The sequence below is a fragment of the Amycolatopsis camponoti genome (genome assembly GCF_902497555.1).
GTDB classification, from domain to species: domain Bacteria; phylum Actinomycetota; class Actinomycetes; order Mycobacteriales; family Pseudonocardiaceae; genus Amycolatopsis; species Amycolatopsis camponoti.
Genome location: NZ_CABVGP010000003.1, coordinates 47726 through 59747, shown reverse-complemented (window position 1 = coordinate 59747; position 12022 = coordinate 47726). Strand labels below are relative to the sequence as shown.

Annotated in this window: 11 protein-coding genes and 2 tRNA genes; 10 read left to right on the top strand and 3 right to left on the bottom strand. The window is 70.4% G+C overall.

The genetic code is table 11. The annotated features are described in order from the left end of the window. Positions 1-120: 120 nt before the first annotated feature. The gene (locus AA23TX_RS36610) at positions 121-660 is read right to left on the bottom strand and encodes a hypothetical protein (RefSeq protein WP_155547586.1); all 540 of its coding nucleotides are present in this window, start codon (positions 658-660) and stop codon (positions 121-123) included. Positions 661-738: 78 nt separating this feature from the next. Between AA23TX_RS36610 and AA23TX_RS36605 the strand changes: the two genes are divergently transcribed. The 9 genes from AA23TX_RS36605 (at position 739) to AA23TX_RS36565 (ending at position 8059) form a co-directional block, all read left to right on the top strand. After that, a complete protein-coding gene (locus tag AA23TX_RS36605) occupies positions 739-1386 on the top strand; it encodes a serine/threonine kinase C-terminal domain-containing protein (protein ID WP_155547585.1) in 648 nt (215 codons plus the stop codon). Then, a complete protein-coding gene (locus AA23TX_RS36600; protein ID WP_155547584.1) occupies positions 1383-3158 on the top strand; it encodes an AbeC-like domain-containing protein in 1776 nt (591 codons plus the stop codon). The genes AA23TX_RS36605 and AA23TX_RS36600 overlap by 4 nt, the downstream gene beginning before the upstream one ends. An 8-nt stretch (positions 3159-3166) precedes the next feature. After that, complete coding sequence (locus AA23TX_RS36595; protein ID WP_155547583.1) at positions 3167-3892, top strand: SEFIR domain-containing protein; 726 nt, start codon at positions 3167-3169, stop codon at positions 3890-3892. A gap of 161 nt (positions 3893-4053) precedes the next feature. After that, positions 4054-4869, top strand: a complete 816-nt coding sequence (locus tag AA23TX_RS36590; protein WP_155547582.1) for a CPBP family intramembrane glutamic endopeptidase — start codon at positions 4054-4056, stop codon at positions 4867-4869. Further along, entirely contained in the window at positions 4866-6023 is a 1158-nt protein-coding gene (locus AA23TX_RS36585) for a sensor histidine kinase (protein ID WP_155547581.1), read from the top strand. Before AA23TX_RS36590 ends, AA23TX_RS36585 begins: the two co-directional genes overlap by 4 nt. Beyond that, positions 6020-6664, top strand: coding sequence for a response regulator (locus AA23TX_RS36580; protein ID WP_155547580.1), 645 nt, complete (start codon positions 6020-6022; stop codon positions 6662-6664). Before AA23TX_RS36585 ends, AA23TX_RS36580 begins: the two co-directional genes overlap by 4 nt. Positions 6665-6922: 258 nt before the next feature. Further along, positions 6923-6994, top strand: a tRNA-Glu gene (locus AA23TX_RS36575). A gap of 2 nt (positions 6995-6996) precedes the next feature. Beyond that, positions 6997-7073: transfer RNA gene (locus AA23TX_RS36570), tRNA-His, on the top strand. 134 nt (positions 7074-7207) lie between these two features. Continuing rightward, positions 7208-8059, top strand: a complete 852-nt coding sequence (locus tag AA23TX_RS36565) for an alpha/beta fold hydrolase (protein WP_155547579.1) — start codon at positions 7208-7210, stop codon at positions 8057-8059. A gap of 11 nt (positions 8060-8070) precedes the next feature. Here AA23TX_RS36565 and AA23TX_RS36560 read toward each other — a convergent pair whose 3' ends face one another. Beyond that, on the bottom strand, positions 8071-8232 hold the full coding sequence (locus AA23TX_RS36560) for a hypothetical protein (RefSeq protein ID WP_155547578.1): 162 nt from the start codon (positions 8230-8232) through the stop codon (positions 8071-8073). 89 nt (positions 8233-8321) lie between these two features. Next, entirely contained in the window at positions 8322-10562 is a 2241-nt protein-coding gene (locus tag AA23TX_RS36555; RefSeq protein ID WP_155547577.1) for a helix-turn-helix domain-containing protein, read from the bottom strand. A 369-nt stretch (positions 10563-10931) separates the two neighbouring features. Here AA23TX_RS36555 and AA23TX_RS36550 point away from each other — a divergent pair, with 369 nt between their 5' ends. Next, entirely contained in the window at positions 10932-11912 is a 981-nt protein-coding gene (locus tag AA23TX_RS36550) for a hypothetical protein (protein ID WP_155547576.1), read from the top strand. The last annotated feature ends 110 nt before the right edge of the window (positions 11913-12022 follow it).

Genomic DNA, 12022 nt, shown 5'->3' with positions numbered 1-12022 from the left:
GACACTTGTCGACATCGTTTTCCAGTGGACTTGTAAACAGAAGGTCAGGGGTTCGAGCCCCCTTGGCGGCTCCGAAAGGCACTACGCGCGCTTACGTGATCGTCGCGTTCGGTGCCGCTGCTACAAGCCGTTGCGGCAGACGAGCGCCGCGACCCGGTCGGCTTCGATCTGCCAGCGCCGCGTCCGGTGCCGCAGCGTCACGATGACGAGCGCGACACTGCTCAGCACACTGGCTGTGGCGACGTCGCCGACGTCCCCTTGCAGACCGCCGGTGACCGCCCAGACCAAGCCGATCGCCGCGGCCGCCGTGCTGAGCACGAACGCGTTGGTCGGCGCGCGCCACGTCCACGCCTCGCCTGCCTCGATCTCCTTCCGGAGCGATCGGGCCGCCGACTGAACGGCGTTGCCGCCCGCGCCGAGCTCGATGATCCGGTCGGCCGCGGCCGCGCAGAACTCCCGCTGCCCCCGCGTGGTCATGACCGGACGGCGATCGCGGGTCAGGCTCCGTACCCGCACGGTCGATTCCGCCAGCGCGCGGGCGAGCCGATCGCGGATTTCCTCATCGCCAGGATCTGCGGTCATCGCGTCTTCCAGACGTTTCAAGTCGACGAAAAGATCTTTCAGGGAACTGTTCACGGGAGGATTCTCCAATGTGTTCACATCGGGTCGGGGGCACCATGCTACGGTCTGCGCCCTCGGCTACGCGGCCAGATCACAGTTTTGGGGAGGATCTTGGAAATGTCCGCGAGCAACACCCGGTTCGCAGCTGTTCTCGGCGCGGCGAACTTCCTTGTTTGTGCGGCGGTCGGAACGGTACTGCTGCTGGTGAACGGAAGCGAAGGGCAAACCGTCCAGTCGGTTTCGGCAACGGACTCGGTTTCGCCCGGAACCACCACGGGCTACGAATCTTCGACCCCGGCGGCCGGGGTTTACCCGAGCACGCCGGCGCCGGTCGGTGAGAGCTACGAAACCGTCACCGCACCCGCGGGGTTCAGCACCGTCGTCCCGCGAGGCTGGCTGAGCGAACCGAAGAATCCGGGCTCCTTCCAGGCCAATGATCCGGTCGACGAATCGCACTACGTCCGCTACGGCGCAAGCGAAGCGAGCGGTGATCTCGTCAAAACGCACGTGGACGCGGAGAAGAGCGCGGCGACTCGGCTCACCGGCCTGCACCGCGTCCGGATGGACCGGACCGACGTGCGCGGCAGCGAAGCCGTCGACTGGGAGTTCACCTGGGAGTCGTCGACGGAGGGAACGCGGCACGTGCGCGCGATCTATTGGCGCACCGGAGGAACGGAGTACTTCGTGTACGTTTCCGCCCTGGACTCGGCGTGGGGGCCGATGCCGGAGCTGCTGACCACGATGGTCGACCGGAGCCGCCCGTGACCATCCACGAGCCGTCGACCGACTGGACACGCTTCGCCGCGGCCGAGCACACCCAAGCCGAACTGCCACCGCTCGACGAAAACACCCGCTACCTCGCCGCGGCGGCCCACCTGGACCGCCGTTATGCCGACGACGTCGTTCGCGAACTGCTGGTCGAAGACACCCGCCAGGTGCCGTTGACGCCCGGGCTGGACACCGCCACGGTGCTGACGGAAGTCGTCGCGGCGCGGACCCGGCGCAAGTTCCGCGACGGTGCTCTCGGGCTGCTGACGATCGCCTTCGTGACGACCAGCTTGGGAGGCCCTGGCCTGGCCGCGTGGCTGACCTGGGCCGCGTTGCTTTCGATCAAGCCGATCTGGAAATCGGCCCGGTGGGGCCGGCCCGGCTCGGGACTGGTCGTCTTCGGGAAGTTCCTCGCCGTGTTCTGGCTGCTCACGGTGGCCGCCCTGCTCCCCGTGATCGGTGAACTGGAGTCCACGCTGCAGAGTTCTTCGAGCCGGTACGCCCGCGGTAGCTCGGAGACCAATCCGCTCGATTTCGCCAACCTGCTTCCCGGCTGGTTCGGACTGGACGCGGACGTGATCTCCGGCTCCTCGGCATTGCTGATGCTGGTCATCCTGGTCGCGGACCGCGTCGTCGTCTGGCGGACGGTCAGGCGGTACTTCGGCCGCCGTGCCCGGGTGCCGGGCGCGGTGGAACGCCCGTCATCCGATCGCCTCTCGCTCCTCTGCAGCCCGCCCCGGCTCCGCCGGGCACTCGATCGCCACCGCGCCGGCCGAGTCGCCGAGTCGCCCGACGCCCGGGTACCGCTGGTCGTCTACCGGGGGCGCAACCCGTTCGTCGGCGCCGGGACCAGTGTCACTCCGTGGTCACTGGCGTTGCCGCTGGAGCGGCTGGGTGACGTCGCCTCGCCGGCCGTAGAGCCACTCACCACCGCGCGGTTCTACGAAGAAGTCGGGAAAGCGGTCGAGGAACTGCAGCGGCACGCGGCTCTCTCACCGGACGAACGCCTCCGGGACCTGCGGGTCGAAGGCATGGTGTTCAGCCCGGCCGAGGGCCTGATCGACCACGTGCACGAGCCGGTCACGAAGCCCTACCTCGGCAGCGTTTCCCAGCCGCCCGCGCACTACCTGCCGACGGAGGAGGCGGAGCGGATCTACCACCGCCCGAGGGAGTGGGCGCGGTACTACCTCTGCTTCCAGGTCGAGACGTGGAACCGTGAACTCGTCCTCTCCGCGTTCCTGCACGCGGCCGTCGAGGAGAGCACCCTGTACATCGAGTGGACGCCGTGTGTGCTCCCGCCGATCCGGCAGGAGTTCCGCGCCGGGGACACGATGACCGCGGACTGGTGGCGGCCGGTCTGGCAAGGCGTCCTCCGGTGGCTGAAGCTCCCGGTGACCGGCCCGGGCCGCTTCTGGGCCGCTCTCAAGGTGATCCGGCCGCTACCGCACGACGGGCACACGCTCAACGCCGATCGCTACGGCTCGGCGCGCACGTTGCGGGAACTCGGCGCCGCCGAGGCCGCCCGCGACTACTTCCAGGTCGTCGACGCCGAGCGGTACACGAAGCTGCTGGAAAGCCGGCTGGTGCCGGCGATCAGCAAGGTGCTCAGTGATTCCGGGTATTCGCCGGCGTCGTTCGAGCGCCGGGTCGCCGCTGTCACGACGAACAACGTGACCATCCACGGCAGCAACACCGGTCCGATGGTCTTCGGCGGCGTGGTCGAAGGCGATGTTTCCGGCGGAACTTCCGCGCCGGCACCCCGGATTTGAGGTCTTCCATGCCCGAGCAGAACTCCTTCACCAACGCCGGGACGAACACCGGGCCGGTGATCTTCGGAGGCACCATCCACGGTTCCGTGCGCGGGGGTGATGTCCAGCGGGAAGTCGCCGAACGCGAGGTGGCCGAGGAATCGCGGCCGCCACGATCCGTGTCCTCGGGTTCGATCGCGGTGACGCCGGGCGTGGGGAAGCCGCCCAGGGTTTTCATCACCTATTCCCACGACGACGAGCGGCACCGTGACCTCGTTCGTGAGTTCGCGACGTTCCTGCGCGCCGACGTGGGAATCGACGTCCGGCTCGACCAATGGGCCGACGACGGTCGCCGGGACTGGTCGCTCTGGGCGATCGATCAGCTCGCCGAAGCGGATTTCGTGCTCGTGATCGCGTCCCCGGACTACAAGCGACGGGCGGAGGGCACCGAGGAACCGCACCGGGGGCGCGGTGCGCAGTTCGAGGCCGCGATGATCCGGGACAACATCACCCAGGACCTGCCCCGCGCCACCCGGCGGATCCTGCCCGTCGTGCTGCCGGGCCGACGGGTCGACGAGATCCCGTCGTTCCTCAACGCGCATTCCACCACGCACTACGAGATCAAGGAGTTCACGCCGGACGGCGTCGCGGAACTGCTGGTCGCGATCACCGGCGTGGCTCGCTTTTCGCTGCCCGATATCGGCACCTTCCCGGGCGTGCCGCCCGAAGCGACCGGGCGAAGCGGGTCTTGCTGACTTCCGTCGGTACACGGGTTCGAGGCCCGGCCGGCGTGCGGCGTATCCCCCTCGCGAGCTACACCCGACTGTCCTCTCCACGGTGACGTTTCCCGGCGCTGAAATCCCTAGCGTTTCCCTCGACCGCAGCACTTCCGCCGCGGGAATGCGAAGGAGTCGTCGTGCGACTGTTGTTGCAGCTCGTGACCGTGGCCGCCGTGGCCATGGCCGGCAGCCTGGCCGTCAGTGCCGTGCAGTGGAACACCCTGCTCACCCTCGTCCTCGGGCTCGGCACCGCCGTCCTCGCCGTGGTCGCCTACCGGTGGATCGTGCGGAAGACCGAGGACCGCGTTCCGGTCGAGATCGCGAAGAACCGCGCCGCGCTGGGGCGGGGCCTCGTGCTCGGGACCGGGTTGTTCGTGCTCGTCATCGCGGCCATCGCCCTGAGTGGTGGCTACGAGGTGCTCGGCTGGGGCTCGCTCGCCGGTGCCCTCGCGTTGTTCGGGTTCAGCGCCGCGGCCGCCGTCACCGAAGAGCTGGTCTTCCGGGGCATCCTCTTCCGGTTCGTCGAGGGACGCATCGGTACCTGGGCCGCGCTGACGCTGACCGGGCTGCTCTTCGGCCTTTCGCACCTCTTCAACGCCCACGCCACCCTCTGGGGTGCCATCGCCATCGCCGTCGAAGCCGGGGGCATGCTCGCCGCCGCCTACGCCGCCACCCGGAACCTCTGGGTGCCGATCGGGCTGCACTTCGCGTGGAACTTCGCCGAGGGCGGCCTCTTCGGCACCCAGGTCTCCGGCACCGACGCCCCGAAGGGCCTGCTGGACGGCGTCATGTCCGGTCCCACCGCGATCAGCGGGGGCGAGTTCGGGCCGGAGGGGAGCGTCTATTCGGTGCTGGCCGGGATCGTCGTCACGACCGTGTTCATGGTGCTCGCCCGCCGGCGCGGGAACATCGTTCCGCTCCGGCGTCGCGACGCCGCTACGCTCGTCCCGTGATCGACCACTGGCGGCGGCTCGACGTCACGGTCCGGGACCTCGCGCTGGGGCTGCTCCTCGCCGGCCTGGCGCTGATCCCCGCGCTGGGCGGGCACGGGACCCAGGTCGGGGACCTGCCGACGCGGCCCATGGACGCACTGGGCTTCGTGGTCATCGCCGTCGAATGCCTGCCGCTGGCCGTGCGGCGGCGGTGGCCGGCCGCGTGCCTCGCGCTCGTGTCGCTCGGCTTCGCCGTCGACCAGCTTTGGGGCTACCACACGGTTTCCGGCACCGCGTTGCCGATCGCGCTGCTGAGCGCGGCGGCCCACCTCGGGCGCTTCCGGTGGACGACGGTGGCCGTCGCGTCCGCGGCGTACGTCCCGCTGGCCTTCGCGCTCGCCCGGCGCGGATCGACCGAGGGCGTGACCGGCTTCGTCACGTTCTACCTGGCGCTGGCCCTCGCGTGGGGCATCGGCGCCTGGCTGCGGCAGACCCGCGCAGCCGAGGCGGAGCACCGCCGCTTCGTCGCCGAGAGCACCCGCACCGCGGAACGGACGCGCATCGCCCGCGAACTGCACGACGTCGTCACCCACCACGTGACGGCGATGGTCGTGCAGACCGAGGCGGCGCGCTACCTGACCGCCGCGCCGGAGCGGCTCGACCAGGCGCTGACCGCGGTCACCGACACCGGCCGGCTGGCCATCGCGGACCTGCGGCAGCTGCTCGACCTGCTCAACCCCGACCACGGCGCCGAACGGCTTCCCGTCGGGTCCCTGCGGACCCTGGTGGAGCAGACGCGGCGGTCCGGCCAGCCGATCGAGTTCACCGAGGCCGGTACGCCGGTCGCCGACGACGTCGTCTACCGCGTCGTGCAGGAGGCGCTGACGAACGCGCTCAAGCACGCGCACGGCCGCCACACCGAGGTCCGGGTGCGCCGCGGTGATGTGGACACCTTCGTCGAGGTGGCCACCGACGGCCCGAAACTGTCGGTGCCCGCCGGTAGCGTGGAAAACGGGGGCGCCCCCGGCGGCCCGGTGTCGTTGCGGGGGAGCGGGCGCGGCTTGGCCGGGCTCCGCGAACGCGTCAGCGCGCTCGGCGGCGAGTTCACCGCGGGCGATCGTGACGGCGGCGGGTTCGTCGTCCGGGCCCGGATTCCTGCGGAAAGGTCGTCGTGATCAAGGTTCTCGTCTGCGACGACCAAGCGCTGATCCGCACCGGGTTCGCGACGATCATCGACGCACAGCCCGACCTCGAGGTCGTCGCCGAGTGCGCGGACGGGCGCGCGGCGGTCGACCTCGCCGGGTCGCTGCGGCCGGACGTCGTGGTGATGGACGTCCGGATGCCGGTGCTGGACGGCATCGAGGCGACGCGCCTGCTCGCCGGCGCCGGCGTGGCGCAGCCGGTCAAGGTGCTGGTGGTGACGACGTTCAACCTCGACGAGTACGTCTACGAGGCGTTGCGCGCGGGGGCCAGCGGGTTCCTGCTCAAGGACGCGCCGCCGGCGCAGCTGCTGCACGGCATCCGGACCGTCGCGACCGGCGCGGCGCTGCTGGACCCGGAGGTGACGCGCCGGCTGGTCGGCCAGTACGCGGCGCGGATCCGGCCCGCCGCGTCCGGCGAAGTCGCATTGGCGCCACGGGAACTGGAGGTGCTGCGGCTGATCGCGGACGGGCTGTCGAACAGCGAGATCGCCGCGGCGCTGGTGATCAGCCAGGAGACGGTCAAGACGTACGTGTCGCGCATCCTGACGAAGCTGGACCTGCGCGATCGCGTGCAGGCGGTGGTCTACGCCTATCGCACCGGGCTCGTGCGTTAATGCGTTGACCCGCCTCGGCGGGGTGGGTGATGATGTTTTCACACGATCCCGACCGAGGAGTTGTCGTGACGCATATGCGGGAACACAATCTTCAGGGGCTCCCACCTGTGACGTAAATCGTCGTCACGCCACGGGAGCCGCCCATCGGGAAACCGAGCCGGGCGGTTTTTTCGTGCATTCTTTTTTCCCGCGCTCGTCTTCGTCGTACGGATACGGCGGACGCGAGTGCCCTCCCCGGTCGGTGCGACCGGGGACCACGGCGCGTTGGTCCAGCGGTACGGATCCCCGGTTCTCACCCGGGAGACCCGGGTTCGACTCCCGGACGCGCCACGGTGGCCGAAGCCGAAGGAGACGAGGCCCCGGGCTGTGACCCCGGGCGAAACCGGTGCGAGTCCGGTCGGCCGCCCCACGCGCGCGGTTCGGCAACCAGCGGGGTCTCATACGCCCCGCCCACGTGGATCGACACCACGGCGCGCGACCACGCGAAACTGTCGGTGCCCCGGTTTACGCTGCCCCCGAGACCCGGACCAGGGGGAGGAACCCATGACCATTCATACGCTGGAAACGCCCGAGGCCGACATCGTCTACGACGTCCACGGCACCGGCGAGGGCCCGCCGCTGCTCATGGTCGGGCAACCCATGGAAGCCGGCGGGTTCAGCACGCTCGCGTCCTACTTCCCCGACCGGACCGTCGTCACCTACGACCCGCGGGGGCTCGGGCGCAGCGTCCGCAAGGACGGCCGGGAAGACCACGTGCCCGCCACCCAGGCCGGCGACCTCCACGGCGTCATCCAGGCGCTCGGCGCCGGGCCGGTCGAGGTGTTCGGCAGCAGCGGGGGCGCCGTCACCGCGCTCGCGCTCGTCACCGCCCATCCCGATGACGTCAGCACCCTCGTCGCGCACGAACCGCCGCTCGTCGGGGTGCTGCCCGACGCCGCGGCGACCGAGCGGGCCGGGAAGGCCTTCCGGGACGTCTACCAGGCACGGGGCTTCGGCGCCGGCATGGCGGCCTTCATCGCGATGACGTCGTGGAAGGGCGAGTTCACCGACGACTACTTCGCGCTGCCCGCGCCGGACCCGGCCCAGTTCGGCATGCCGTCCGAAGACGACGGCCGCCGAGACGACCCGTTGCTGAGTGATCGCTCCTTGGCCATCACGGCGTACGAGCTGGACGTCGCCGCCCTGAACGCCGCGCCGACGCGGATCGTGATCGCGGTGGGCGAGGAGTCCCTCGACGTCATGAACGGACGCGCCGCGCTCGCCACCGCCGAGCGCCTCGGCCAGGAGGCGACGGTGTTCCCCAGTCACCACGGCGGTTTCCTCGGTGGCGAGTTCGGCTACGCCGGCCAGCCCGAAGCCTTCGCGCGCAAGCTGCGGGAGGTCCTCGAAGGCTGACCCGTCGTACATCAGTGCTCGACCGGTTCGCTGGTGGAGACGGCCGGGCCGCTCTGGCCGGGCGTGCTCGCCGGGGCGGCGGGCCCCGCCAGGGACACACCGGCGACCAGAGCCACCGCGACGATGAACAGCGCGGTGCGGAGGAGGGCGGAAAAAGAACAGACGACCATCATGGCAGGCTCCTCGGAAACGGGGGTTTCGCAATTCCGCGATTTCCGCGGAATTCGGGACTGCTTCAATGGTGCGCGCCGGAAGGGTGTTGCTACAAGGCGTTTCCGTTGCCCGAAGCGGCGGGAAACCCGTTCGCTTCCGCGCCGGCGAGCCGATTTCGGTACGCGGCCTCGCCGAGCACGGTGGGATCGAGCGTGACCCGGTACGCGGCGGCCTCCGCCCACCAGCGGGCCGCCGCCGGTCGGTCGCCGCGGCCGGCTGCCGTGTTGCCCAGGCCCGTCAAGGCCCGCGCGTGCTCGTACTCGTTGCCCGCGTCGTCCGCCAGTTCGGCCGCGCGGCGGTAACCGCGCTCCGCGTCGTCCCACTGCCCGGCGCGGAAGCGCACCCACGCCTCGCCGTTGACCGACATCGCCCGGTCGACCGGCAGCTGAGCGAGCTCGACGGCCTCGCGTGCGCTGGACAGCGCTTCGGGGAACCGATCGAGCGCCGCCGAAGCGAGAGCGATGCCGCGCAGGGCGATGACCTCGTTGCGCGTCCGTCCGGTCCGGCGGTAGACGTCCAGCACCGTCGTCAAATCGGCCAGCGTCGCTTCGGCTTCGCCGCGGTACAGGCGCGCCCAGGCCAGGCTGGACAGCGCGTCGATCGCGCCGCGGTCGTCGCGGGCCTGCGCGAAACACTCCTGCGCCTGCTGGTGGAACCGGACGGCCTCGTCGACGCGGCCCGACTCGATGTGGGCCATGCCCAGGTTGTTGAGGATCATCCCGGTCGCGCTGAGGTCGCCGGCCGCCCGCGCGGCCTCGAGCGCGCGCTCGTGCGTCCGGATCCACGGCTCGAACAGCTTCTCCCGGAAGAAGAACGCGCGGAGCACGAAAGCGAGCTGCCAGCAGCGGTCGTGAAGCCCGTGCCGGAACGCGGATTCGACGATCTCGGCCAGCGCCGGCCACTGCGCGGCGAGCCAGGTGAGCGCGCCGTCCGCGTCGGTGAACGGAACGCCCGCCGGAGCGGGGAGGCCGGTGGCGGGCCGGTACCGGTAGGGCTCCGCGAGCTCGTCGGCCGCGAGCGTCGTCATGAGCGCGTGGTCGACCAGGCGGCTCATGGCGACTTCGCGGTCGCCTGGCTCGACGTCGGGAAGCGCGTGCGTGGCGGCGAACATCCGCATCAGGTCGTGGAGCTCGACGTACCCGCGCTCGTCGCGGACGACCAGGTGGGCGTCGTGCAGCCGGTCCACAAGCCGATCCGCCTCGCCGGGGCCGAGGCCCGCGAGCGCTTCGACGGCGGCGATCTCCGCGGCGGTCGCGGGGTGGAGGGCCAGCAGGCCGAGCAGCCGCCGCTGGTCGCCGGGCAGGGACTCGTACGAGACGGTGAACGCCGTGGCGACGCTTCGCTCGCCGTCGTCCAGCGTGCCGAGGCGGGTCCGTTCGTCGGCGAGCCGGTCGCGCAACCTCGCCGCCGTCCAGCCGCCGGCGACGAACCGGGCGGCCACGATGCGGATCGCGAGCGGCAGCCGTCCGCAGTGCCGGACGAGCTCGGCCGCCACGCCGTCGTCGTCCGGTGCGTGTCCGCCCGCGACGGACCGCAGGAGCCGCACGGCGTCCTCGAGCGGCAGGACGTCGACCGGGAAGTGCCAGGCGTCGTCGAGCGCGGGGAGCCGGCCCCGGCTGGTCACCAGGATCCGGGACGCCGTCTCACCGGGGACGATCGCGCGGATCTGTTCGGCGGACCGCACGTTGTCCAGCACGAGGATCATCCGCCGGCCGCGCAGCTGGTCGCGGACCAGGTTGGCCAGGCCGTCCTCGTCGGTGGGCAGCTGGTCGGCCGAGACGTCCAGCAGCCTCAGCAGCCGGCCGAGGGCTTCGCCCGGCGAAAGCTCGGTCGCGCCCGGGGTGTGCCCGCGCAGGTCGAAGAAGAGGGAACCGTCCGGGAAGGCGTGCTCGACCCGGCGGGCCGCGGCGACGGCCAGCGTCGTCTTGCCCGCTCCCGCCATTCCGTGCACCACGCCGACGCGGGCGTCGTCCGGGTCCAGCAGCAGCGCGGAAAGCGCGTCGAGCTCGGTTTCCCGGCCGACGAACCAGCGCCCGCCGTCCGGGAGCCCGGCAATGCCGCCGGCGCTGCGGCGCGCGGGCGTTCCCGGTTCCGTGGCGAGGGCGAGCAGTTCTCCTCCGGCGCCGAGTGCTTGGTCGCAGGCCTTGGCCAGGTCCCGGTTCACCCGGGCTTTGCCGTTCTCCACTTTGCTGAGATAGCCCTTGGTGAAATGCACGGCGGTCGCGAGTCCGGTCAGTGACATACCGACCGACGTCCGGCGACGTTTCAATTCCGCTCCAAAGTCCGGCATAGGTCAATCATCCTGTATTCGGTGATCGGGGGGAAGGACGGCCGGCGGCCCGGGCCCGCCGGCCTGCAGCTGATCAGCCCAGCAGGGAGACCAGCTGGCCGAGCACGATGATGAGGTGCGTGTGCATCGTGTTCACCTTTCCGGATCGAATTGCTTGTTCTCGTCGAAGGATTTCGACGACCCAAGCTTCACCCGGTGAATTCGGTGATAACAGATGTTTCCCGTTGCCCGTCGAGAGGAAACGGTGCTGACCAGTTCGACCTGCGCTGTTTCCCGATTTCGGAAACAGGCGGGAAACGGGTGACCGCACCGCGGTGGGCGGGGACGATGAGTACACTTCCCCGCAGCGACCGAGACGGAGGTGGCGGCTTGGCTCAGGAGGCGGCCGAAGCGAAGATCAACGCTCTCTCAGTGGAGCTGAAACTGCTTCGCAAAGGCGTGGGCGTCCAAGCGAAGAACTTGCCCGGTGTCGTCGGCGAAGAACTGCGCGCGGTGTGCGGTGTCCGCGAAGACGACAACCCGGGAACCGTTCGCGCCAAGGTCCTCGCCGGACTGAGAGCCTTGATCGACAAGCTGCCCGAATCGCAGCGGAAAACGGCGCGGATCGTCCTGGGTTTCGGCACCGGCGCGGACCAGCGGTACACCGCGCGCCTCGAACTGCTGGGCACCGGCGCCGATCGCAACATCCGGACGATGCAGCGCCGCGCCGACGACGTCGTCTACCTGATCGCCGAGGCCGCGTACGAGACGCCGTCGGCGTCCGCGGGTTCGCTTGTGAGCAGCGAGGGACCGTGGCACACGTCGGCGCTCGCGGTCCGGCTGACCCTCAGCGGTGCCGCGGCCGAGGTCTTCGAAACGCGGCGGATCGTCAGCCACGTCGCCGGGCTCGAGGAGATCGAGCACGGGGTCTCCCTCGCGCGGCCGGTCAGCACGACCGGTGAGCCCGACCTCGACGGCCTCGGCATCGACGTCGTCTCCGGCGGGGAGGTGCATTCCGTGCGGATGGTCTCCTCGACCCGGGTGGCGTTCCGCCTGCGGCCGCCGCGGTCGCTGGACGCCGGTGAGCAGCACGAATTCTTCTTCCGCATCCGGCTGGAGGAGCTGCCGGCGCCGTTCTACTGCTGCACGCCGGAGTTCCCGTGCGAGAGCTTCGAGCTCAATGTCCGGTTCGACCGGCAGGAGCCACCGCAGCGGATCTGGCGCATCGACGGCGACCTCTCCAAGGACGCGGGCGATCCGGTGCCGGCCCGCAAGCCGCTCTTCCTCGACAACGCGGGCGAGGTGCACACCGGTTTCCACGACCTCCAGCCCGCGAGGTCCTACGGAGTGGGCTGGCAGCCGGCTCACTGACCGGCCGTGCGGGGTGCGCGCCATGCTCCTCCTCGCGTGAGCGCCTTCTTCCAGCGTGCCGTATCCGGCCGGGGAAAGCCGCGTCGAACCCACGACAAGAACACGACAGT

What these genes read in the sequence shown, in the direction of transcription:
- AA23TX_RS36605 (WP_155547585.1), top strand. Translation starts at nt 739, where the DNA reads ATGTCCGCGAGCAACACCCGGTTCGCAGCTGTTCTCGGCGCGGCGAAC.
- AA23TX_RS36595 (WP_155547583.1), top strand. Translation starts at nt 3,167, where the DNA reads ATGCCCGAGCAGAACTCCTTCACCAACGCCGGGACGAACACCGGGCCG.
- AA23TX_RS36565 (WP_155547579.1), top strand. Translation starts at nt 7,208, where the DNA reads ATGACCATTCATACGCTGGAAACGCCCGAGGCCGACATCGTCTACGAC.
- AA23TX_RS36560 (WP_155547578.1), bottom strand. Translation starts at nt 8,232, where the DNA reads ATGATGGTCGTCTGTTCTTTTTCCGCCCTCCTCCGCACCGCGCTGTTC.
- AA23TX_RS36555 (WP_155547577.1), bottom strand. Translation starts at nt 10,562, where the DNA reads ATGCCGGACTTTGGAGCGGAATTGAAACGTCGCCGGACGTCGGTCGGT.